We start from the raw sequence: 21878 nt of genomic DNA on the forward strand, positions 1-21878 counted from the left end.
CTTCAAAGCAGCAATGTAGTGGGCAGATGTTCCTCAACGATCCTGGCGAATCGGAGATGCATGATGTCCAGTAACGGCGTGTGGCGAAACCTTCATCGCGTAGCGGCGACGGGTATGGTGGCGGCAGGGCTGGGCCTCGCGGCCGGTGCGCATGCCGCGGGTGAGCCGATCAAGATCGGCGTGATCAGCGAGGAGTCCGCGGTGGCGGGCGCTTCGATCAGCAAGGCGGCGCAGCTCGCCGCGGACGAGATCAACGCGAGCGGCGGCGTGGATGGCCGGCCCATCCAGATCATCGCGTACGACGACCACTCGTCGGCCTCGGACGGCGTGCGCGCGTTCCAGCGCGCCGCGACCCAGGACAAGGTGGTTGCCGTGATCGGCAGCTATATCAGCGAAGTGGCGCTCGCCATGGAGCCCTGGTCGGCGCGCCTGAAAATGCCCTTTATCACGCCGGGCGCCGCGAGCAACGATATTTCGAAGCACGTCCACGACGACTACGACCACTACAAGTACACGTTCCACGGCTGGATGACGTCGGCGTTCATCGCGCAGTCGATCTGCGATTTCTCGCACGATATTCTCGTCGGCCAGTTCAAGATGAAGTCGACGGTCGTGATGAGCGAGGACGCGGCATGGACCAAGCCGCTCGACGAGCGCTTCATGGAATGCCTGCCCAAGGCCGGGCTCAAGGTGGTCGATCATATCCGCTTCAATCCGGATACTTCGGACTTCACACCAATTTTCAACCAGATCGAGGCCAGGCACCCCGATACGATCACCACGGGCATCAGCCACGTGGGCGTGCAGCCGACGGTGCAATGGCACGATCAGCAGGTGCCGATCCCGATGTCGGGCCAAAGCTCGCAGGCCACGACCACGAGCTTCTGGAAGGACACGAACGGCGCGACGGAGGGCGTGATCACGGCTTCCGCCGCGGCGCCGGGCGTGGCGATCACGCCGAAAACGGTGCCCTTCGCGGATGCGTATCAGAAGAAGTTCGGCGTATCGCCCGCGTATTGCGGCTTCTCGACCTATGACCTCGTGTACATCCTCGCGGATGCGATCAAGCGCAACAAGGGCTCGACCGATCCGGACCAGATGGTCGCCGCGCTCGAGAAGACGGATTACGTCGGCACGATCGGGCGCTGGCAGTTCTACGGCAAGGACGACCAGTTCACGCACGCGCTCAAGTACGGCCCGGGCTACATCACCGGCATCAACCTGCAATGGCAGGACGGCAAGCAGATCGCGATCTGGCCCAAGTCTGTTGCGAACGGCAAGGTCAAGTTCCCGACCTTCATCAAGATCCAGCAGGCCGCGAACTAGCTTCGCAGTGCGTCGCGCCGTGCGGCCCTTCGTTTGACGATGGGCCGCACGGCGCATGTTGCGACACGCCAACCCACCTGAAAGGCCGGACATGCTGCTCCTGCAGATCCTCATCGACGGCTTTGCCATCAGCTCGCTCTACGCGCTCGGCGCCATCGGCTTCACGCTGATTTTCGGCGTCTCCGGCATCTTGAATCTCGCACATGGCGGCGTGATGCTCGTCGCGGCGCTGATGGGCTGGATGCTCGCGGGCGAAGCGGGCCTCGGCACCTATCTCGGCACGCTGCTGGGCGTGGTCGCCGGTCTCATCGCGGCCTATGTCACCTACCTGATGGTGGTGCGGCCGATCCAGCGTTCCGCCGCCATTCCGGGCGAAGAGAAGGAAATCTTCGTGCTCACCGGCACCTTGCTGTGGGGCATCATGATCCAGCAGGGCATGGCCTGGCTCTTCACCGACAACCCGGTGACGATGCGCCCGCTCATCAGCGGCGTGGCGATGATCGGCAGCGTGCGCGTGCCGTTCAACGAGATCATGATCGCCGTGGTCTGCTGGGCCGTGATCGGCCTCCTCTGGCTGTTCGTGAATCGCACGCGCGCGGGCAAGGCGCTGCTCGCCGCCTCGATGAATCCGCGCGGTCTCACGCTGCTCGGCTTCGAACTCTCGCGCATCTATCTGCTCGCGTGGACCATCTACGGCGTGCTGGCGGGCATTGCGGGCGTGCTGCTCGCGTCGTTCCTCGGCGTGAGCACGAACAACGCCGGGCAGCTCACGGCGAGCGCGTTCTCCATCGTCGTGCTGGGCGGGCTCGGCAGCGTTTCCGGGTCGTTGATGGCCGCGTATGTGGTCGGCTATCTGGAGACCGTCACCGCGTATCTCGTTGCGCCGACGCTGCGGCCGCTGCCCGCGCTGCTGCTGCTGGTGCTCGTCGTGTACGTGCGGCCCCAGGGCTTCCTGGGCCGTCGCTAACCGAGCGAAGGGAGCACTCGACATGTCCGGTCTTCTTCGTTCGCGTGGGGTGTGGGTGGCCGTGTTGCTCGCCGTCGCGGCGGCCACGCTGCCGTGGTGGATGTCGGGGTACATCCTCGGCGTGCTCACGGTCGCGTACTACTTCGGCGTATTCGCGATGTCGTGGGATCTGCTGTTCGGCTTTGCCGGCGAGGTCAATTTCGGCCCGACGTTCCTGATCGGCCTCGGCGCCTATTCGGCGGCGATCATCGATGCCCACTGGGGACTGCCGATTCCTGTCTGCGTGATCGCGGGCGGCCTCTTCGCGCTGCTGGGCGGCCTGCTGCTCGCGGTGCCCGCGCTGCGGCTGCGCGGTCCGTACTTCGGCCTCGTCACGCTCGTGGCCGTGCTGCTGCTGCAGAACGCCATCGTGATTTTCGCGGGCGTGACGGGCGGCGAGATCGGCATGATGGTGCCCGACGTGATGTCCGTCGACGCCAACCACAACTACTGGATCGCGCTCGCGTTTCTGGTGGTTTGCGCGATCCTGCTGTTCGGCCTCTCCCGCTCGGCCATCGGCCTCATCCTGCAGGCGAGCGGCCAGGACGCCACCGGCGCGCAGGCGCTGGGCTTCAACGTCACGCGGCACAAGCTCGTGGCCTTTTGCATCAGCGCCGTGTTTTCGGGCGTGGCGGGCGCGATGCTGGTGTTCTATCAAGGCACGGCATCCGTGAGCACGGTGGTGGACCTGAGCGTCGGCGTGCAGATCATCATCGCGGCCGTGCTCGGCGGGCGCCGCACGATACTCGGCGCCGTGCTCGGATCGATCTTCCTGATCGTGGCCGGCGAGTTCCTGCGCCCGCTCGGCCAGCTCAACACGTTCGTTGTCGCGGCGGTGGCGCTGGCGGCGCTGCTGTTCTTTCCGGACGGTTTGCTCGGCAACCTGCTACGGACGAGGGAACGCCAATGAACGACACGCCGCTGCTCTCCGTTCGCGGGCTGACCAAGCGCTTTGGCGGTCTGGTCGCGGTGAAGGACATTGGCTTCGACATCCGGCCCGGCGAGATCCTGGGCCTGATCGGACCCAACGGGTCCGGCAAGTCGACCGTGATGAAGCTCATCATGGGCATCGAGCGGCCCAACGCGGGCTCGGTCAAGGTGAACGGCGTGGAGATGGCCGGCTGGGCGCCGCATCGCATCGCACGCGCGGGCGTGGGCATCGTGTTCCAGCACTCGCGCCCCCTGCATCGGCAAACGGTGCTGGAGCACATCAAGCTCGCGCTGCTGCCGGACTCGCTCGTCAAGCTCGCGGCCGAGCCGCATGTGCATCAGCGCGCGCAGGAAATTGCCGCGCGCGTGGGTCTGGCCGCCGTCATGCACCGGCATCCTGCCACACTGCCGTTCGCGGACTTGCGCCGCATGGAAATGGCGAAAGCGATTGCGCGCGACCCGCAGGTCGTGCTCGTCGATGAGCCCTTCGCAGGACTCACGGTTGCGGAATCGGAGGCATTCTCCGAGCTGATCCGCGGTTTTCGCGCGGAGGGCCGCGCGGTGCTGCTGGTCGATCACAACGTCAAGAGCCTATCAGCGCTCGCCGACCGCGTGCTCGCCATGTACCTTGGCGAGCACGTTGCCGAAGGCACGGCCGAAGAGGTGATGCAAAACGAAACGGTGCGCCGCGTGTATCTGGGCAGCAAACTGGAGCTGCGTCAGCGCTCGAGCGTCGCGGGCGAGGCGAAGCGCGCCATCCTGGAGGTTTCGGACTTGCGCGTGCTGTACGGCAAGGCATGCGCGCTCGACGGCGTGAGCCTCAACGTGCGCGAGGGCGAGTTCGTATCGGTGGTTGGCCTCAACGGCGCGGGCAAGACCACGCTCTTCAACGCGCTCTCGGGTTTGCTGCCGTACAAGGGGACGATCCGCTTCGACGGCCGCGACCTGAAGGGCATGAGCGGCGCGGCCGTGTCGCGCGCGGGCCTCGTGCAATGCCCGGAAACGCGCGAGTTGTTCGGCGACATGACGGTGCGCGAGAATCTCGAACTCGGCGGCTATCATCTATCGGACGACGTGCGCAAGAAGCAGCTCACGTGGCTCTACGACCTCTTTCCGATCCTCAAGTCGCGCCAGGGCCAAACCGCGCGCACGCTCTCGGGCGGCGAGCAGCAAATGCTGGCCATTGCGCGTGCGCTCATGCCCCAGCCCAGGCTGCTGATACTCGACGAACCGACGCTCGGGCTCGCGCCCGTGATCCTCGAACAGCTTTCGAAAGCGCTCGATGCGCTGCAGCAGTCCACGCCCATTACGGTGCTGCTGGGCGAGCAGAACGTTCGCTTCGCCCTGCCGCACGCGGACCGCGTTTATGTGCTGGAGCATGCGCGCATCGTCTGGGAGGGGAGCGCTTCGCGTTTCGAGGCGGAGATGGGGCGCGGCTTTCTCGAAGCGGTGCCCACGACCGTTCCTCATGCACTGACCTCGGGTGCAACGCGTTGAAGGCCACGCGCAGTACGCGCGTGCCGTGTCTTCATGCCTGAGCTTCTGCCTCGGTCTCGGCCACGGACTCTGCGCTTTCAGGTTCCAGCACTTTCACGTCGTGCAGCCACCGCGTGGCCTTGGCGATGGCACGGGAAAGCCGCGCCACCTCGTTCAACTGCTCGATCACGTCGTTGGCGAAGCGGAAAAGGAACGCCGCGCCCTCGTTGCGCAGCTGCAGCGCGGACATGATGTGCTGCCGCGCCGAGTCGGACTGGGCTTCGATTTCCGGCTTGGCGTTGACGATGCGAGTCACCACGTCGGCCTCCGGGTGCGCGATCATCTGCACGGCGAGCGTGAAATGCTCGATGACGGACCTGGCAAATTGCACCAGCTCGGGGTTGCTCGCCAACAGGGTCACGTCCGCGCTTTGCGCGGCGCGCCTCTGGCTTAGCGCGAGCATGCTCGTGGTGGCCACTTCGCGGATGGCGTCGAGGCAGGTCGCAATTCGCGCGAGATCCACCACTTGCCGGCCTTCGTCGTCGCTTTGCACGGCGTCGGAGAGCTTGCCGATATAGGTGAGAATGGCGGTGCTGAGCGAGTCCGCCGACTTGTCCTCGTTGGTCACCGTGGAAAGCGCCTGCGTTGAGCTTTCCACGAGGAGCATGGCGCTTTGCTCGACGACTGTCTGCACGAGCTTGCCGAGCGAAGCCAGTTCGAGTTGCACGCGGGCAATGGCGAGCGCCGGCATTTCGACCAGCGTTTCATCGAGGTAGCGCGGCACGCCGGGGTCCTGCCACCCTTCGCGGCGCGCCGGGGCCAGGCGTTCGGCGATCTTCGCGATCGGCCCGGTAAACCAGATCAGCACGAGGGTGCTGAACACGCTGAACACCGTGTGTGCATTGGCGGCCTGGCGCGGCGTTTCCGCGGCAAGGCGGGCCGTGCCGGTCAGTTCGGGCGCGGAAGGGGAGATCATGCGTACGAAATCGGCGAACTGCGGAATCACGAAGGCGAAGAACAGCACCCCGAGCACGTTGAAGATCAGGTGAACGATACCGACTTGCGCCGCCTCCGCCGATTTGCCGATTGAAGCGAGCAGCGCCGTGCCACAGGTGCCCACATTGGCGCCGAGTATCAGCGCAATGCCCGATTCGAGCGGAATCAACCCCTGGCTGCCGAGCGCGATCACGATCGCGAGCGTGGCCGCAGAACTCTGCACGACCGCCGTGAACACCGCGCCGATCACGATGCCGATGAGCGGATTGCGCATGTTCTGCATCGCGTCGATGAACGGCTGGTAATCGCGCAGGGGCCGGGTCGCGTTGCCCATCATTTCGATGCCGAGAAACAGCAGGCCGAGGCCGAGCAGCGCGCCGCCCAGTTCGCGCAGCGTTTCGCGCTTCGCGAAGCCATAGAGCAGGAAGCCGCCGCCGAGCATGAACGGCGTGAGCGCGGAGATATTGAACGCGATGATCTGCGCAGTGAGCGTCGAGCCGATATTGGCGCCCATGATCATCGGGATGGACTGCATCAGCGTCATGAGCCGCGCGGAAACGAAGCCCACCAGCAGCACCGTGGTGATGGTCGACGAATTCAGCAGCGCCGTAATGCCGGCGCCCGCCAGCACGCCGCGAAACCGGTTGGCGGTGAGCGAACCCAGCAGCGATTGCAGGCGCGCGCCGGCAATCGTTTTGAGTGCGCTCGTCATCAGATCCAGCCCGAACAGGAACAGGGCGAGCCCGCCCACCAGCAATCCGGTCACCTCGACCAGGTTCAGGTTCGCACCAGTCAGCATGGCATTGGGCCCTCGCTCTCGAGACGGGACGAAACGATTCTACGCGTCATGGTACTGCCTTGTTGGCGCGCCGCGCTGTTGCGGGCTCACGGACTTCTTCAGCGCCGGTATCGAACGAATGACGAGCTTCTCCAGCTCCACCACGAGGAAGAACAGGATCGCGCCCGCCACGAGCCAGAGCCAGGCCGAGAGCGGCAGGGACTCGGTATTGAACACGGCGTGAAAGGGCAGCGTATAGGTGAACAGGATCTGCAGCACGACGACCGCACCAATGCCGTACCAGAGATACGGGTTGCCCATGTGCGCGCGTACCGATAGCGCCGAATTGATCAGCGAGCGGCTGTTGAGCAGATAGAAGACCTGTCCCAGCGTGATGGCGTTGACGGCGGCCGTGCGCGCCATCGAGTCCGCCGCGCCCTGCGACTTCATCCAGAAGAATGCGGCGAGCGTATAGAGCACGAGCGTGGCGCCGACGAAGAGAATGCGCCACACGCCGAATGGTGTGACGATAGGACGGTCGATCGAGCGCGGCGGGCGCTGCATCACGTCGTCCTCGTGAGGCTCGAAGGAAATGACGAGGCCGAGCGCGACGGACGTGACCATGTTCACCCACAGCACCTGCGGCGCGGTGATCGGCAGCACGAAGCCGAACAGGATCGCGATGGCAATCACGGCGCCCTGGGCGATATTGGTGGGCAGCATGAAGAGCATGGCCTTTTCGATGTTGTTGTAGACCGTGCGTCCTTCCTTCACCGCCGCCGAGATCGAGGCGAAATTGTCGTCGGCGAGGATCATGCCGGCGGCTTCCTTCGTGACTTCGGTGCCCTTGATGCCCATCGCCACGCCGATATCGGCCTTCTTGAGCGCGGGCGCATCGTTCACGCCGTCGCCCGTCATGGCGACCACCTGCCGGTTGGCCTGGATCGCCTTCACGAGCCGCAGCTTGTGCTCGGGGCTCGCGCGCGCGAATACGTCCACGTCGCGCACGCATTCCTGCAAGGCGGCGTCGTTCATCGCCTCGATCTCGGTGCCGGCCACGGCCGTCTTGCCGTCGCCGATGCCGAGCATGCCCGCGATCGCGGCGGCCGTGACCTTGTGGTCGCCCGTGATCATCGTCACGCGGATACCGCCGCCGTGGCATTCGCGCACCGCGTCGATCGCCTCCTTGCGCGGCGGGTCCATGAGACCCACGAGACCGAGCAGCACGAGCGTCTTCGGCAGGTCCTCGGGGCCGAGGTTGCCCACTTCGAGGCCGGGATCGGGCAGCCACGCGAGCGCCAGCACGCGTTCGCCCTGCGAGGCGAGCCGCTCGCCTTCGCGCGCGAAGCGCTCGCGGTCGAGCGGCGCGGGGCCGCTTGCCGTTTGCTGGCGATCGCAATTTTCGATGATCACTTCCGGCGCGCCCTTCACGAGCAGCATCTCGCCTTGCGCCGAGCGGTTCAGCGTGGCCATGAACTTGTGTTCGGACTCGAACGGAATGCCGTCGATGCGCGGCGCGGCGGCGGCTTCCGCAGCGCGGTCCATGCCGAGCTTGCCGGCGAACGGGTAGAGCGCGCCCTCGGTCGGGTCGCCTTCCACTTTCCATTTGCCGTCTTCTTCGAAGAGGCCGGCGTCATTGCACAGCATGGATACGCGGCCCATGAGCGTGAGCACCTCCGGCCGCTCGGCGCCGAGCGCCTTGCCGCCCGCGCGGACTTCGCCTTCGGGGGCGTAGCCGTCGCCGGTCACTTCATAGGGCGCGTCGGCCGTCACGACCGAGGTCACCATCATCTCCATGAGGGTGAGCGTGCCGGTCTTGTCCGAGCAGATGCGCGAGACGGACCCCAGCGTCTCGACCGCGGGCAGGCGGCGGATGATGGCGTTGCGCCTCGCCATGCGCTGCACGCCGATGGCGAGCGTGATGGTGATGAGCGCCGGCAGCCCTTCCGGGATCACCGAGACCGCGATGCCCACCACGGCCTGGAACAACTGGATGAAGGTCATGTGGCCGAGCCAGTGGCCCCATGCGAACAGCAGCACGCTGATGATGCCGATGGCGATCGTAATGACGTATCCAAACTTCTTGATCTGGCGTAGCAGCGGCGTTTCCAGCGCGCTGACCTCGGCCAGCATCTGGTTGATGCGGCCAAGCTCCGTCTGGCTGCCCGTCGCCACGACGATGCCGGTGGCGCGGCCCGAGAGGACCATCGTCCCGGAAAAGGCCATATTCTCGCGGTCGCCCACGGTGGCCTGCGCCGGCACCGCGCCGGTGTTCTTCTCCGCAGGCACGGATTCGCCGGTGAGCGCCGCCTCCTCCGTGCGCAGGTTCCGCGCCTCCACGAGGCGGATGTCCGCGGGGATCTTGTCGCCCGATTCCAGCAGCACGATGTCGCCGGGCACGACCTCGTCGGAGGGGACGAGGCGCACCTCGCCCGCGCGCAGCACGCGCGCTTCCGCGGAGAGCATGTTGCGAATCGAGTCGAGTGCTTTCTCGGCGCGCCCTTCCTGCAGGAAACCCAGCAACGAGTTGAGGATGACCACCGCGAAGATGATCGAGGCGTCGAGCCACAGGCTCAGCATCAGCTTGATGAAGCCCGCCGCGAGCAGCACGTAGATGAGCACGTTGTTGAACTGGGCGAGGAACCGCACGAAGGGGCCGCTTTTCTTGCCCTGGGGCAGGACGTTCGGCCCATAGGTGCCGAGGCGCTGTGCGGCGTCCGCCACGTCGAGCCCTTGCGACGGATTCACGTTGAGCTGGCGCTCGATCTCGGCGGCGGGCATGGCGTGCCATTGCACTGCGCCCGCACCGCTAGCCCCACTCCCGGCAGAACTCATCTTCGCCCCCCTTGGTTGCGCAGAGATTCAACGCAATAGTAAGTTTTTTTCGCGGCAGGCACGCGCAACCTGGTGCGCGTGCCGTTTTTGCTGGAGGCTGCCGCCGTGAGATGTATGGCAACATCTCCCTGACACGACCCGCCCGAGTCATTCCATGCGCATCACGCCTCTGCCTCCGCTGCCCTGCCTCGTCGCGTTCGAAGCCGCCGTGCGTCACGCCAGCTTCACGCGCGCGGCCGCCGAACTGCACCTCACGCAAAGCGCGATCAGCCGCCAGATCCAGCAACTCGAAGAGTTTCTCGGCCGCTCGCTGTTCGTGCGCGAGCACCGCTCGCTGCGCCTCACGATAGCCGGCGAACAATACGCGGCCCAGGTGCAACGGCTCCTCACGCAATGTGCCGAAGCCACCTTCGACGTGATGAAGCACTACGGCGACCTCGAACTGACCATTGCGTGCTCGTCGGGCGTGGCGGTGCTGTGGCTCACGCCGCGCCTGCCGGCATTCCGCGCGGCGTATCCCAACATCAAGCTGCGCCTGATCGTGCGTGACGGGCTTGCCACGATGTCGCCCGCGGAGTTCGACGTCGGCGTGTATTACGTGCGCCAGCAGGCGCCCACGCATTTCACCGCGCGCCGCCTCTTCAACGAAGAGGTGTTTCCCGTTTGCTCGCCCGGCTATCTCGCGGGACGCGCGCTCGCGCCTGCCGATCTGGCGGCCGAAACGCTGCTGCTGCTCGAAGACGGCCAGCGCCAGTGGATGTCGTGGCCCGAATGGTTCGACCTTAACGGCATGACGATGCCGAAGACCCCGCAGGGCATCACGATCAACCACTATCCGCAACTCGTGCAGCTCGCCATACTCGGCCAGGGCGTGGCGCTCGGCTGGCGCTACATGATCGACGCGTGCATCGAAGACGGTTTGCTCGTGCGCGTGGGCGAAAGCTCGGCGAGCCACGGAGGCGGCTACTACGTGATCTCGCCCAACGACCGCGCGCAGAACCAGGCGGCGCGTCTATTCACGCGCTGGCTGTTCGAGCAGGTGGAGAGGCAAACGGCAGTGTGAAGGACCAGGCGGCGCTCAGGCGCCTCGCATGCGCCCAGCGCATGCATGCATGCGAATCTTTCGTTTCAGAAATTAATCGGGCTGTCATTAGCATGAGGAGCATGTAAGACAGCTCCGGGCGCGTAGTCGTTGGCGCGCAGCGACGATTAATCTGACAAGGAAGAGACCATGCAAGGAACGCTTTCACCTCGCGTCGCGCATGAAGCTGTCGCGACGACCGCGCAGCAGCGCCGCCGCGCGATCATTGCGACGGTATTGGGCAACGGCCTCGAATGGTTCGACTTCACGGTGTACAGCTTCTTCGCCGTGATCATCGCGAAGCTGTTCTTTCCGACCGGCAACGAACTGACCTCCGTGCTGCTCACGGTGGCGACCTTCGGCGTGGGCTTTTTCATGCGGCCGGTGGGCGGCATCGTGCTCGGCATCTACGCCGACAAGGTGGGCCGCAAGGCAGCGCTCTCGCTCACCATCCTGCTGATGGCCTTCGGCACCGCGCTGATCGGGCTCGCGCCCACCTACGAGCAGGCGGGCATTGCCGCGCCGTTGCTGATCGTGCTTGCGCGCCTGCTGCAGGGTTTCTCGGCGGGCGGCGAGATGGGCGGGGCGACGGCGTTCCTCACCGAGTACGCGCCGCCGGGCAAGCGCGCTTACTATTCGAGCTGGATCCAGTCGAGCATCGGCTTCGCGGTGCTGCTGGGCGCTGCCACGGGCACGTTCGTCACGGCGTCGCTCGATGCGCAATCGCTGCATAGCTGGGGCTGGCGGCTGCCGTTTCTGATCGGCATTCTCGTGGGTCCGGTGGGCTACTATATCCGCAGCCAGATCGACGAAACGCCCGCGTTCAGCGCCGTGGAAGCGCAGGCGAAAGACAATTCGCCCCTCAAGGAAGTGTTCGAGCGCTACCCGCGCGAGACCTTCGCGAGCTTCTCGATGGTCATTCTCTGGACGGTCTGCACTTACGTGCTGCTGTTCTACATGCCGACTTATTCGGTGCGCACGCTGCATCTGCCGCAATCGACGGGCTTTTCCGCGGGCATGATGGGCGGCCTGATGATCATGTGCGGCGCGCCGATCGTGGGCAAGCTGGCGGATGCGTGGGGCCGGCGCGTGTTCCTGAGCGGCGCCGCGTTGCTGATTCTCGTGCTGGCCTGGCCCATGTTCGCGTGGATCAACCGCGCGCCCGGCTTCGCCTCGCTCATCGTGTTTCAGGCTGTGTTCGGCGTGCTGATCGCCGCCTACACGGGACCGATTCTCGCCGCCTTCTCGGAGCTGTTCCCGACCAAGGTGCTCTCGACCGGCCTTTCGGTGGCCTACAACTTCGCGGTCACGATCTTCGGCGGCTTCGCGCCGTTCCTGATCACCTGGCTCATCGCGCGTACCGGCAGCAACATGGCGCCCGCGCTCTACGTGATCGTCGCGGCCGCAATCAGCCTGGTCGGCACCTTCTTCGTGAAAGAAGTGCGGCGCACGAACTGAACGACTCTATCAGGAATCCAGACAATGACCATTACTGTCCTTAAAGGCGGCAACGTACTCGATCTCGAGCGCGGCGTGCTGCTCGAACATCATCACGTCGTGATTGAAGACGAGCGCATCGTGGAGGTGACCGATCGCCCCGTCGACCTGCCGAACGCGAACGTGGTCAACGTGCGCGGCAAGACCGTCATGCCGGGCTTGATCGACTGCCACGTGCACGTGCTGGCCTCGAATGCGAATCTCGGCGCCAACGCCACGCAGCCCAACATCCTTGCGGCCATCCGCTCGCTGCCGATTCTCGACGCCATGCTCTCGCGCGGCTTCACGAGCGTGCGCGACGCGGGCGGCGCCGACTGGAGCCTGATGCAGGCCGTGGAAACGGGCCTGGTTCGCGGGCCGCGCATTTTCCCCTCGGGCAAGGCGCTCTCGCAAACGGGCGGTCACGGCGATTTTCGTCCGCGCGGCGATTTGCTCGAACCGTGCTCGTGCTGCTTCCGCACGGGGGCGATCGCGCGTGTGGTGGATGGCGTGGATGCGGTGCGCCTTGCCGTGCGCGAGGAGATCCAGAAGGGCGCCACGCAGATCAAGATCATGGCGTCGGGCGGTGTGGCCTCGCCGACGGACCCCATCGACAATACGCAGTACTCCGAAGATGAAATTCGCGCCATCGTGGCGGAGGCCGAAGCGGCGAACACCTATGTGATGGCGCACGCCTATACGGGCCGCGCCATCGCGCGTGCGGTGCGCTGCGGCGTGCGCACGATCGAGCACGGCAACCTCGTGGACGAAGCGGCGGCGCAGTTGATGCGCGAGTTCGGCACGTTCGTCGTGCCGACACTCGTGACCTACGACGCGCTGGCCGCGCACGGCGCGCAGTTCGGGCTGCCGCCGGATTCGGTGGCGAAGGTGGCTTCCGTGCAGCAGAAGGGGCGCGAATCGCTCGAGATCTACGCGAAGGCTGGCGTGCAGATGGGGTTCGGGTCCGACCTGCTCGGCGAGATGCACGCGTTCCAGACCGGCGAGTTCCGCATTCGCGCGGAAGTGCTCGGCAACCTCGAGGCGCTGCGCTCGGCAACGAGCGTGGCTGCGGAAATCGTGAACAGGAAGGGCGAACTGGGCGTGATCGCAGCAGGTGCAATTGCCGACGTGGTCGTGCTCGATGGCAATCCGCTCGCCGACATCGGCGTGGTGGCCGGCGAGGGCGAGCGGATCGAATACGTGCTGCAGCGAGGGAAGATCGTGAAGGCGCGGGTGGAGGGCTGAGCGCCCACCCTCATTCAGTTGTCGAACGTGCCGCGATATTCAGGCGCGGCGTCCACGCGAGTATTCATTTCGAACATGACGCCGCCCGGCGCGCGGCAGAAAAAGCGCGACCCGCGGCCATTGTTGAAAATGCCGGTTTCCATCTGGACGCCGTCTGCCGTGAAGCGTTCGAACAGGTCGCGCACGGCGTCGAGGCTCGGCAGTTCGAAGCCCACGTGGAAATTCCTTGGCCATGCCGGCGCGTCGCCGCTTGCATGGTCGATCACCACGTCGTAGCCGGGGCGCTTGAGGATATACGACTGCTCCCACGTTCCCGCTATGGTGAATCCCAGGTGGCGCTCGAAGAAGGCCGCCGTTGCGGCGGTATCGGAAGAGGGGAAGCTCAGGTGATTGAGCTTCATGGCTTGAATCACGTCATGCATCGTCGGTCTCTCATGGTGTGGCGGCGGCCCTGTGCCGTTACCGCCTGAGGACTTCAGAATATAAGCAAATGCTCACATTCGGCTACTCGCATTGGGCATGCACGCGCCATGCGCGCAAAACGCCTGTGCGATAGCCGATTCAACGATGCAGGAGTGCCGCCGCGGCGGCGCGTACTCGCATTCAGCGGCGCACGAGTGCCACGACGTACACGCACGGGCCCTTGCCCGGATTGAAGAACGCGCAGTCGGCCGGCGGCCCGAGTTGCAGGCAGTCGCCGGCTTCGAGCGTGTGGACCTGTTCGCCTTCCTCGAATACCAGCTTGCCGCTGCGCACCCAGATCTGCTGATGCTGGAACGTGAACGCCGACGCCGGATACGCAACGCGAACCCCGCCCGGCAACGCGATCTCCACGAGGTCGAGCATGCCGCCGTTGCGCGGCGAGACGGCCCGGCGCGTATAGCCGGTTTCGGGGTCTTGCCAGATCTGCTGATCGGCGGCGCGGCTCAAACGCTCGCCGGTTTGCTCGGCGAGCGCGAGCAGCATGGAGAGCTGCAGGCCAAAGGCGCCCGAAAGCCGGCCGAGCACGGTAGCGGTGGGGCTCGCTTCGCCGCGTTCGATCTTGCTGATCATCGCTTTGGAAACGCCCGAGCGCTCGGCCATGTCCGCGAGCGACCAGCCGCGCGATTCGCGCTCGATGCGCACGCGCGTGGAAATGGCGGGAGTGGGGTCGGTGAGCGGTCGGTTCATGAGCCGATTATACGGGCCGGCTTGCGGTGTATCGCTGTGACATGGAGATTGGCTTCTCTCTGCTGCGCGACTGCTGCCGCAGTTTTACTGCGGCAGCCCCGATCTCATGAGGCTATGTCAGTTCCCGGGTGATGAACTGCGCGCGCCCGCGGCCGAAGGACCAGTCCGCGTCGTCGTTCTCGACGATCGACACGATGACGTCGTCCGGCGAAATGCCGCATTGGGCTTGCAGCTTTTCGACGAGCAGGCGATAGAACTCGACCTTTTGCGGCTCGGTGCGCTTGCGGCTCACGGCCGTCAGCAAGATGACGTCTCTCGATCGCGTGTACCCGAGTCCGGTGTCGTCCACCACCAGCTCGCCAGGACGATGCTGCGTGACGCTCTGGTAGCGATCGGTAACGGGTACGTCGAAGGCCTGCACCATGGCCTCGTGGGCGGCGTCCAGGAGCGCACGCACCTGTGCGTCGGTGCGGCCCTCGATGATGTCGAATTTGAGCATTGGCATGTGAACTTCTCCTTGAGTGGGACAGCGTCAGGGTGGCACTCCGTCAGCCCGCCGGACCTGGAGTGCCGGGATTCGGGTTGAAGCGGGTTATTCGCGCCAGTAGCGATTGGCTGCGGCAATCGTGGCGAACTCAGCCGCCACGATGTGCCCGACCTGAAGCAGCATGCTCGCGTCGTTCGCATACACGTCACGCAGGTTCTCCCGGATAGCCTCATCCGGCTGGGTTGTCTTGATCACTAACCGCGCCATCTTGACGGCGAGTTGGCGCCCTTCTTCCGGTGTTGCGGTGATGAGCGTATTGCCGGGAACCAGTGTGATATTCATCGTGACGGACCTATCTGTTCAGGATGGCGAAATGAATCGTAGTCGAGTACCAAATTTCGGCGTTGGCGTTTATTGCTGGCGGCGGGCGAACGAGACCGGGTAGGCAGCGGAACGCGCATTGATCATCGGATCTTCCACTTCAATGCCGGGCGGCAAGGCGTTGGGAAGGAACAGCAGGCTACGTTGGGCCGCCTGATTGTCCGCCACCGCTTTCGTGATCGAGATCGTGCCCAGTTCCACGGTGCGATGCGCGCTCGACCACGCTACTGACGGATCGTCGAGCTTGTCGCCCGCTCGAGCGATCTGCAGAACGAGACGGAACCGCGCCGGCGCACGCGATACGCGCTGGCGGATTTCCGACTGCAGGTAATCCGGCGCCTTCTTTGCTGCGTCGGCATCCGCCAGGTAGTGTTCGCCGCCAACCGGCACGATCTGATAGCGCCCGTACGTCACGACGCCCTTCGAATCAATGAACCTGAACGTGTTGACCCCGAAGTAGGGCAGCGACGCATAGCTGCGCGGGAATGGCTTGCGGGCGGTGAGGAATGCCTTTGCCACCGGGTGGCTGCCCAGATAGGCGTCCAGCGGAGTCGGCTTCGGTGTGTTCGGGCCACTCGTTCCGAGGGCAATCAGAAGATCGCGAAAATCGTCGGCCGTCGCGGAAGGAAATCCGTTGAACGAGTGCGCGACGATATCGGTGTCGCTGCCGTCCGGCAGCTTGAACTTGATGGCCATGCCGCGCGGCGACGCGAGAGGATGGTCGTCGGCGATATCCGGGATGCCGGCGAAGTTCGAAAACCGCACGACGACCGGAACCGCGGTCTGGAAATGCGGTGCCTTGCTCACCCCCGGCGCGGCCGCGCTGGGGGTGAAGGTGCCTTCGAGCACGATGCCTTTCGCATGCACCGCCCGCGCGTCCGGATGCTTGCCGAATACACCATTCAGGGCGTCGACGAGTTGCACCGGAGTCGACTTTTGAGCGGGCGGGGATGCCGCTGTCTGGGCAGTCGCGGCTTGCCCCGTCGACAGGGCTAACAGGATCGCTAACGAAAAACGGGGCACGGATCGGTTCATGCTGGGGACTCTTCGGTTGGATGTGGGCTGGGCGAGACAGCGCAAGTCTAGTTGATATCGACAATAATGACAATTATATATGTCATTATGGTTAATATGGTCCCGTCCTGGGCGAGGCTATAATCGCCCGCTACGCCTGCTGATCCATACCTCTTTCCCGTGACTACCAAGAACGACGTCTTGCGCGCGCTGCAACGAGAACCGTTGACTGTCGTCCAGCTCTGCGAACGGCTGGCCGTGACGCGCACGGCGATCAACATGCAGTTGAAGCAGCTGGAAGCGGAGGGACTCGTGCAACGGCGTAAATCGCTGCAAACCGGGACGCCGGGAAAACCGGCAGTCCTCTACGAGGCCGCGCCGGGCAGTGAAGATGCATCGTCGAGCGCGTACCCGGGGTTCCTGCTCGGCCTCCTCGCGACACTCAAGGATCGCTTCGACGACCGTGAACTCGAGGCAATCCTCACGGAAACGGGCCGCCGCCTTGCGCGCGAGAACGGCCTGCCCGCATCACGCGACTTCAAGACGAATCTGGCCGACGCCATGGCAGTCGTCGACGCGCTCGGCGCGCACACAGAAGCGGTCCCCGACGGCGATGCAATCATGGTCCGCAACTACAGCTGCCCGGTCGCGGGTGCGGTGCGCGAAACGCCATGCGTATGTCGAGCGCTCGCAGCGTATTTTTCCGAGGCGACCGGCCGCCCGGTCAGCGAGCACTGCTTACGCGAAGGCCGCCTCATCTGCCAATATCGCATCGCCAGAAAATAACGGGACCACGCTGCACGCGCCAGCGTCAACGCTTCGTCCCGGCAAACATACGCCACCCGGTCGACCGGGACAAATGACGATCCGTGATGGGTGCCATCACATCCAGTGAACCCGGCAAGGTAAGTTCACCTGAGTCCTTCGCGGCAACACCGGATCAATCCCAGGTTTCATTAGTATCCGTTCGTCTACTATAGTAGATGGCATCGAGCGCGCCCAAAAAGGAGCCGACATGCCGCGTGAAATCCGTCTGAACGCTTTCGACATGAACTGCGTGGGCCACATTCAGCAGGGCCTGTGGACCCATCCGCGCGACCAGTCGAACCGCTACACGGAACTCCAGTACTGGACCGACTATGCGAAGACGCTCGAACGGGGCCTCTTCGACGGCATTTTCTTCGCGGATGTCGTCGGCGTGTACGACGTCTACGGCGGCAATGCCGACGCCGCGCTGCGCGGCGCGGTGCAGGTGCCCGTGAACGATCCCACGCTCGTCATCCCCGCCATGGCCGCGGTGACGCAGCATCTGGGCTTCGGCGTGACGGCCAATCTCACGTATGAACAGCCGTTTCTGTTCGCGCGGCGCATGTCCACGCTCGACCATCTCACGGGCGGGCGCATCGGCTGGAACATCGTGACGGGCTATCTCGACAGCGCGGCCCGCGCCATCGGCATGGACGGCCAGAACGCTCACGACGACCGCTACGATCTGGCCGACGAATACATGGCGCTCGTCTACAAGCTCTGGGAAGGCAGCTGGGACGACGACGCCGTCGTCAACGATCGCGCCGGCGGCATCTATGCCGACCCCGCGCGCGTGCGGATGATTCATCATCGCGGGCCGCAATACAAGGTGGATGCGATGCATCTATGCGCGCCGTCGCCGCAGCGCACGCCGGTGCTCTACCAGGCGGGATCGTCCACGCGCGGCAGGCGTTTTGCCGCGACGCACGCCGAGTGCGTGTTCATCAATGGTCAGAAGATGGAAGGCGTGAAGGAGATCGTCGGGGACATTCGGGCGCAGGCCGTGCAGCTCGGGCGCGCGGCCGACGACGTGAAGGTCTTTCTGGGCGCGACGCTGATCGTCGGACGCACGGATAGCGAAGCGCACGAGAAGTTCGACGAGTACCGGCGCTACGTGAGCTCGGAAGCGGCGCTCGCGCACGCGGCGGCGTCGCTTGGCATCGACTTCGCGCGTTACGACCTCGACGAGCCTATCGAGGTGGGCAAGAGCCAGGCGATCGTGTCCAACGTCGAAGCCATGGCGCGCAGCGCCGGGCCGCAATGGACGCGCCGCAAGCTGCTCGAGCAGATGGTCCTCGGCAGCCGCCAGGCGCCGTGGGTGGGATCGGCCGAGCGCATCGCGCAAACCTTGATCGAGTGGAGCGAAACGGCCGGCGTGGATGGCTTCAATCTCTCGCGCACGGTGGTGCCGGAATGCTTCGACGACGTGGTCGAACTGCTGGTGCCCGAACTGCAAACGCGCGGCGCCTATAAAAGCGCGTATCGTGAGGGCACCCTGCGCGAGAAGCTCTCCGGCGGCGCGCGCCTGCCGGCCTCGCACGCGGCAGCGCAGTATCGCGGCGCGCGCGTGAACGAGGCATGAGCGACGCATGAAAATCGGGCACTGAATTCCCGCTACGAGGAGACCGCGGCAAGCGGGCAAGAATATGGTAGACAAATCCCTCTTTCGCGACGCCATGTCCGGTCTTGGCGCCGCCGTGAACATCGTCACGACCGACGGCGACGCCGGGCGCGCCGGCTGCACGGCGTCCGCCGTGTGCGGCGTGACGGACGAGCCCCCCACGCTGCTCGTCTGCATCAATCGCACGAGCCGCAACAACGCGATCCTGCGCGCGAACGGGCGGCTCTGCGTGAACGTGCTGGCCGCCGACCAGCGCGAGGTGGCCACGCGTTTCGCCACGAAAGACATCGACATGGACGAACGTTTCGCGCTCGCCGAATGGTATCGGCTCGAAACGGGCGCGCCCGCGCTGCGCGGCGCCGTGAGTTCGTTCGATTGCCACATCGCGCGCACGACCGAAGTCGGCACGCACACGGTGTTCTTCTGTGAGATCAAGGCGGCGCGCATGGTGGGCGGGCGCGACGGGCTGATCTGGTTCGGCCGCGCGTTTCATCGCGTGCTCGCACAGGCGCACGCGGCAGCGGCGGCCTGAGCGTGGCGCGCACGCCTTCCCGAGGCGCTGCCGGTTCCCGTTCGTCGGACGAAACGGGGCCGCCAGGGCTTGGCACGGCGCAACGCGGCAAGGCCGCCTCGCTCGCGTTGCTGCTCCTCGCGCAGGTGGCGGCGATGGGCGTGTGGTTTTCGTCGAGCACCGTGGTGGTCCTCATCAAGCAGGCGCACGCCATTGCCGCGTTCGACGAAGCCTTGCTCACGAGCGCCGTGCAGTGCGGCTTCGTGGCCGGCACCATCACGTCCGCATTGCTTTCGCTGCCCGACCGCTACGATCTGCGCCGGCTGCTCGCGGGTTCCGCGCTCGTGGCGGCCGTGGCCACGGCCTCGCTCGCGTTCCTGCCGCCGGTTGGCGGCGCGGTGGTCGCGCTGCGGTTCGTCACCGGCATGTGCATGGCGGGCGTGTATCCCGTCGGCATGCGGCTCGCGGCCACCTGGGCGCAAGGCGATCTCGGTCTGCTCGTCGGCCTGCTCGTGGGTGCGCTCACGCTCGGCTCGGCAAGCCCCCATCTGCTGGCGGCCACAGGCGGGCTCGGCTGGCGCACGATCTATGGCGTCGCCGCGGCTTGCGCGGCGTGTGCCGCGGTGCTGATCGGCTTTGCGGGCATCGGGCCGAATATCCGGCGCGCCACGCGCATCGACGTTGCGAAGGTCGCGCAGGCGTGGCGGCGGCCCGCCTTGCGGCTCGCCAATCTCGGCTACCTCGGCCACATGTGGGAGCTTTACGCGATGTGGGCGTGGCTCGCGCTGTTCCTGCAGCAAACGTTCGTCGCGCGCGGCATGGCCAACGCCCGCACGCGCGCGGAATGGATGACCTTCAGCGTGATCGCGATCGGCGCGATGGGCGCGTGGCTCGGCGGCGTGCTGGCGGACCGCGTGGGGCGCACGGCCGTCACGGTCGGCGCGATGGCGACGAGCGCAACCTGTGCCGCGCTGATGGGCTGGCTGGCTCACGCGCCGCTCGTCGTAATGGGCGCGGTCGCGCTCGTGTGGGGCGTCTCGGTGATCGCCGATTCCGCGCAGTTTTCGGCGAGCGTGGCCGAACTGGCCGATCCGGACTCGGTCGGCACGCTGCTGACCGCGCAAACCTGCGCGGGTTTTCTGCTCACGCTCGTGAGCATTCATCTCGTGCCGTACGCGGTGGCGTGGCTGGGATGGCGGGGCGGCTTCGGCATGCTGGCCGTGGGGCCGGCGCTCGGCTGTGTGGCGATGCTGCGGTTGCGGCGGCATCCCGATGCGGTGAGGCTTGCTGGCGGGCGTCGGTGATCCGCAAGGGTCCCGGTGCGCGGGAATCGAAAAGCAGAGGAAAACTGAACAATCAAAAGTGCGCGACGCGATGTGCCTGCGAGCGCGCTGCGTGGTTCCACGCGCCCTGCCGTTCGTGGACCTTTCCACAGAACCACGACATGCGGTAACTTAACGCGGATATTGGTTACGTCCCGCGCACGAGGAGCTTGTCACGCATGTCAGCAAGACTGAACGAATTCCAGCAGCCCATTGGCGACCCGGTCACCGGCTGGCAGCCACGCGAACGGCCTGCGCGTGTGACGATCGAGGGCCAGTTCTGCCGTATCGAGCCGATCGACCTCGACCGCCACGCCGCCGATCTCTTCGAAGCCTACGGCACGGCGGCCGACGGGCGCGACTGGACCTACCTGTTCGCCGAGCCGTTTACCGACTTTGCCGCGTTTCGCGAATACCTTGCGAAAGCCGCGGCTTCGACCGACCCGTTCCACTACGCCGTGATCGACCGCGCGAGCGGGAAGGCCGTGGGCACGTTCGCGCTCATGCGCATCGAGCCGGTGCATGGCGTGATCGAAGTGGGCAGCGTGACGTTTTCGCCGCGCCTGAAGCAAACGCCGCTTTCCACCGAGGCGCAGTACCTGCTGATGCGCTACGTGTTCGACGACCTCGGCTACCGGCGCTACGAATGGAAATGCGACAGCCTCAACGCGCCGTCGCGCAAGACGGCGCTGCGTCTGGGCTTCCAGTTCGAGGGCATTTTCCGCCAGGCGATCGTGTACAAGGGCCGCAACCGCGACACGGCGTGGTTCGCGATCATCGACCAGGACTGGCCGCTCGTGAAAGGCGCGTTCGAGGAGTGGCTCTCGAAAGAGAACTTCGACGCGCAAGGCCAGCAGCGCGCGTCGCTTGCGAGCTTGAGAGAAGCGGCAGCCTCCTGAATGTCCGGGGCGATCCTTATCCGCGACGTCGCGGCCACCGACCGCGACGCGTGGTTCGATCTTTGGGCGGGCTACAACGCGTTCTACGAGACGAGCGTCGCGCCGCACATCAGCGAGCGCACCTGGCAGCGCATGCTCGATCCGAACGCGCCGGTGTTCGCGCGCGTCGCCGAAGTCGAGGGACGACTGTTGGGATTCAGCCTTTGTGTGCTGCATGAAGGCACATGGGTCGATGCAACCATTTGTTACCTCGAAGACCTGTTCGTCGATCCCGCTTGCCGTGGCCAGGGTATAGGCAGGCGGCTCATCGAAGACCTCATCGCACTGGCGCGTTCGCGCGCATGGTCGCGTCTTTACTGGCATACGCGCGAGGACAACCCCGCGCGCAAGCTCTACGACGAATTCGCGCAAGCCGACGATTTCGTACGCTATCGGTTGCAGTTCTAAACCACTCTCAGGATGAGGCGCGCGCGTGCGCGCAAACGCAGGCCTCGGGCGCAAGCCGAACGCGCGGGCC

The 21878-nt window shown here is 65.4% G+C and carries 20 protein-coding genes; 13 read left to right on the plus strand and 7 right to left on the minus strand.

Annotated features, from left to right (window positions below):
• The first annotated feature begins 63 nt into the window (after positions 1-63).
• The 4 genes from AB4Y35_RS20340 to AB4Y35_RS20355 all read left to right on the plus strand — a co-directional run bounded on the left by AB4Y35_RS20340 (position 64) and on the right by AB4Y35_RS20355 (position 4759).
• Positions 64-1326: an ABC transporter substrate-binding protein gene (locus AB4Y35_RS20340; RefSeq protein WP_368706121.1), complete on the plus strand. Its 1263-nt coding sequence runs from the start codon at positions 64-66 to the stop codon at positions 1324-1326.
• Between the two features lie 91 nt (positions 1327-1417).
• Entirely contained in the window at positions 1418-2293 is an 876-nt protein-coding gene (locus tag AB4Y35_RS20345; RefSeq protein ID WP_368687317.1) for a branched-chain amino acid ABC transporter permease, read from the plus strand.
• A gap of 22 nt (positions 2294-2315) precedes the next feature.
• Complete coding sequence (locus AB4Y35_RS20350; protein ID WP_368687316.1) at positions 2316-3242, plus strand: branched-chain amino acid ABC transporter permease; 927 nt, start codon at positions 2316-2318, stop codon at positions 3240-3242.
• Positions 3239-4759: an ATP-binding cassette domain-containing protein gene (locus AB4Y35_RS20355; RefSeq protein ID WP_368705656.1), complete on the plus strand. Its 1521-nt coding sequence runs from the start codon at positions 3239-3241 to the stop codon at positions 4757-4759. The genes AB4Y35_RS20350 and AB4Y35_RS20355 overlap by 4 nt, the downstream gene beginning before the upstream one ends.
• A gap of 31 nt (positions 4760-4790) precedes the next feature.
• Here AB4Y35_RS20355 and AB4Y35_RS20360 read toward each other — a convergent pair whose 3' ends face one another.
• Both AB4Y35_RS20360 and AB4Y35_RS20365 read right to left on the minus strand, forming a co-directional pair.
• On the minus strand, positions 4791-6533 hold the full coding sequence (locus AB4Y35_RS20360) for a Na/Pi cotransporter family protein (protein WP_368705657.1): 1743 nt from the start codon (positions 6531-6533) through the stop codon (positions 4791-4793).
• A 39-nt stretch (positions 6534-6572) separates the two neighbouring features.
• Positions 6573-9347, minus strand: a complete 2775-nt coding sequence (locus AB4Y35_RS20365; protein WP_368705658.1) for an HAD-IC family P-type ATPase — start codon at positions 9345-9347, stop codon at positions 6573-6575.
• A gap of 154 nt (positions 9348-9501) precedes the next feature.
• On the opposite strand from AB4Y35_RS20365, the gene AB4Y35_RS20370 reads away from it, so the two are divergent.
• From AB4Y35_RS20370 to AB4Y35_RS20380, 3 genes are all read left to right on the plus strand, one after another.
• Entirely contained in the window at positions 9502-10410 is a 909-nt protein-coding gene (locus AB4Y35_RS20370) for a LysR substrate-binding domain-containing protein (RefSeq protein ID WP_368705659.1), read from the plus strand.
• Between the two features lie 168 nt (positions 10411-10578).
• Entirely contained in the window at positions 10579-11886 is a 1308-nt protein-coding gene (locus tag AB4Y35_RS20375) for an MFS transporter (RefSeq protein WP_368705660.1), read from the plus strand.
• Between the two features lie 24 nt (positions 11887-11910).
• On the plus strand, positions 11911-13149 hold the full coding sequence (locus AB4Y35_RS20380) for an amidohydrolase family protein (RefSeq protein ID WP_368705661.1): 1239 nt from the start codon (positions 11911-11913) through the stop codon (positions 13147-13149).
• Positions 13150-13163: 14 nt separating this feature from the next.
• On the opposite strand, the gene AB4Y35_RS20385 is transcribed toward AB4Y35_RS20380, so the two are convergent.
• From AB4Y35_RS20385 to AB4Y35_RS20405, 5 genes are all read right to left on the minus strand, one after another.
• The gene (locus AB4Y35_RS20385; protein WP_368705662.1) at positions 13164-13571 is read right to left on the minus strand and encodes a VOC family protein; all 408 of its coding nucleotides are present in this window, start codon (positions 13569-13571) and stop codon (positions 13164-13166) included.
• Between the two features lie 181 nt (positions 13572-13752).
• Complete coding sequence (locus AB4Y35_RS20390; protein ID WP_368705663.1) at positions 13753-14319, minus strand: helix-turn-helix domain-containing protein; 567 nt, start codon at positions 14317-14319, stop codon at positions 13753-13755.
• Between the two features lie 112 nt (positions 14320-14431).
• Positions 14432-14824, minus strand: coding sequence for a tautomerase family protein (locus AB4Y35_RS20395; RefSeq protein ID WP_368705664.1), 393 nt, complete (start codon positions 14822-14824; stop codon positions 14432-14434).
• A gap of 87 nt (positions 14825-14911) precedes the next feature.
• A complete protein-coding gene (locus AB4Y35_RS20400) occupies positions 14912-15148 on the minus strand; it encodes a hexameric tyrosine-coordinated heme protein (RefSeq protein WP_368705665.1) in 237 nt (78 codons plus the stop codon).
• A 69-nt stretch (positions 15149-15217) separates the two neighbouring features.
• Positions 15218-16222, minus strand: a complete 1005-nt coding sequence (locus AB4Y35_RS20405; RefSeq protein ID WP_368705666.1) for a catalase family peroxidase — start codon at positions 16220-16222, stop codon at positions 15218-15220.
• A 159-nt stretch (positions 16223-16381) separates the two neighbouring features.
• Between AB4Y35_RS20405 and AB4Y35_RS20410 the strand changes: the two genes are divergently transcribed.
• The 6 genes from AB4Y35_RS20410 (at position 16382) to AB4Y35_RS20435 (ending at position 21808) form a co-directional block, all read left to right on the plus strand.
• Positions 16382-16987, plus strand: coding sequence for a helix-turn-helix transcriptional regulator (locus AB4Y35_RS20410; RefSeq protein ID WP_368705667.1), 606 nt, complete (start codon positions 16382-16384; stop codon positions 16985-16987).
• A 229-nt stretch (positions 16988-17216) separates the two neighbouring features.
• Positions 17217-18590, plus strand: coding sequence for an LLM class flavin-dependent oxidoreductase (locus AB4Y35_RS20415; protein WP_368705668.1), 1374 nt, complete (start codon positions 17217-17219; stop codon positions 18588-18590).
• A 64-nt stretch (positions 18591-18654) separates the two neighbouring features.
• Positions 18655-19161 carry a flavin reductase gene (locus AB4Y35_RS20420; protein WP_368687303.1) on the plus strand — a complete coding sequence of 169 codons (507 nt, stop codon included), beginning with the start codon at positions 18655-18657 and terminating at the stop codon, positions 19159-19161.
• A gap of 2 nt (positions 19162-19163) precedes the next feature.
• Positions 19164-20444: an MFS transporter gene (locus AB4Y35_RS20425; RefSeq protein WP_368705669.1), complete on the plus strand. Its 1281-nt coding sequence runs from the start codon at positions 19164-19166 to the stop codon at positions 20442-20444.
• A gap of 197 nt (positions 20445-20641) precedes the next feature.
• On the plus strand, positions 20642-21361 hold the full coding sequence (locus AB4Y35_RS20430) for a GNAT family N-acetyltransferase (protein ID WP_368705670.1): 720 nt from the start codon (positions 20642-20644) through the stop codon (positions 21359-21361).
• Complete coding sequence (locus AB4Y35_RS20435; protein WP_368705671.1) at positions 21362-21808, plus strand: N-acetyltransferase family protein; 447 nt, start codon at positions 21362-21364, stop codon at positions 21806-21808. It abuts the gene before it with no gap.
• Positions 21809-21878 lie beyond the last annotated feature (70 nt).

This window comes from Paraburkholderia sp. EG286A, assembly GCF_040965375.1.
Taxonomy (GTDB): Bacteria; Pseudomonadota; Gammaproteobacteria; order Burkholderiales; family Burkholderiaceae; genus Paraburkholderia.

What these genes read in the sequence shown, in the direction of transcription:
- AB4Y35_RS20405 (WP_368705666.1), bottom strand. Translation starts at nt 16,222, where the DNA reads ATGAACCGATCCGTGCCCCGTTTTTCGTTAGCGATCCTGTTAGCCCTG.
- AB4Y35_RS20375 (WP_368705660.1), top strand. Translation starts at nt 10,579, where the DNA reads ATGCAAGGAACGCTTTCACCTCGCGTCGCGCATGAAGCTGTCGCGACG.
- AB4Y35_RS20380 (WP_368705661.1), top strand. Translation starts at nt 11,911, where the DNA reads ATGACCATTACTGTCCTTAAAGGCGGCAACGTACTCGATCTCGAGCGC.
- AB4Y35_RS20400 (WP_368705665.1), bottom strand. Translation starts at nt 15,148, where the DNA reads ATGAATATCACACTGGTTCCCGGCAATACGCTCATCACCGCAACACCG.
- AB4Y35_RS20415 (WP_368705668.1), top strand. Translation starts at nt 17,217, where the DNA reads ATGCCGCGTGAAATCCGTCTGAACGCTTTCGACATGAACTGCGTGGGC.
- AB4Y35_RS20385 (WP_368705662.1), bottom strand. Translation starts at nt 13,571, where the DNA reads ATGCATGACGTGATTCAAGCCATGAAGCTCAATCACCTGAGCTTCCCC.
- AB4Y35_RS20430 (WP_368705670.1), top strand. Translation starts at nt 20,642, where the DNA reads ATGTCAGCAAGACTGAACGAATTCCAGCAGCCCATTGGCGACCCGGTC.
- AB4Y35_RS20365 (WP_368705658.1), bottom strand. Translation starts at nt 9,347, where the DNA reads ATGAGTTCTGCCGGGAGTGGGGCTAGCGGTGCGGGCGCAGTGCAATGG.
- AB4Y35_RS20345 (WP_368687317.1), top strand. Translation starts at nt 1,418, where the DNA reads ATGCTGCTCCTGCAGATCCTCATCGACGGCTTTGCCATCAGCTCGCTC.
- AB4Y35_RS20435 (WP_368705671.1), top strand. Translation starts at nt 21,362, where the DNA reads ATGTCCGGGGCGATCCTTATCCGCGACGTCGCGGCCACCGACCGCGAC.
- AB4Y35_RS20370 (WP_368705659.1), top strand. Translation starts at nt 9,502, where the DNA reads ATGCGCATCACGCCTCTGCCTCCGCTGCCCTGCCTCGTCGCGTTCGAA.
- AB4Y35_RS20395 (WP_368705664.1), bottom strand. Translation starts at nt 14,824, where the DNA reads ATGCCAATGCTCAAATTCGACATCATCGAGGGCCGCACCGACGCACAG.
- AB4Y35_RS20350 (WP_368687316.1), top strand. Translation starts at nt 2,316, where the DNA reads ATGTCCGGTCTTCTTCGTTCGCGTGGGGTGTGGGTGGCCGTGTTGCTC.
- AB4Y35_RS20355 (WP_368705656.1), top strand. Translation starts at nt 3,239, where the DNA reads ATGAACGACACGCCGCTGCTCTCCGTTCGCGGGCTGACCAAGCGCTTT.
- AB4Y35_RS20340 (WP_368706121.1), top strand. Translation starts at nt 64, where the DNA reads ATGTCCAGTAACGGCGTGTGGCGAAACCTTCATCGCGTAGCGGCGACG.
- AB4Y35_RS20390 (WP_368705663.1), bottom strand. Translation starts at nt 14,319, where the DNA reads ATGAACCGACCGCTCACCGACCCCACTCCCGCCATTTCCACGCGCGTG.
- AB4Y35_RS20420 (WP_368687303.1), top strand. Translation starts at nt 18,655, where the DNA reads ATGGTAGACAAATCCCTCTTTCGCGACGCCATGTCCGGTCTTGGCGCC.
- AB4Y35_RS20360 (WP_368705657.1), bottom strand. Translation starts at nt 6,533, where the DNA reads ATGCTGACTGGTGCGAACCTGAACCTGGTCGAGGTGACCGGATTGCTG.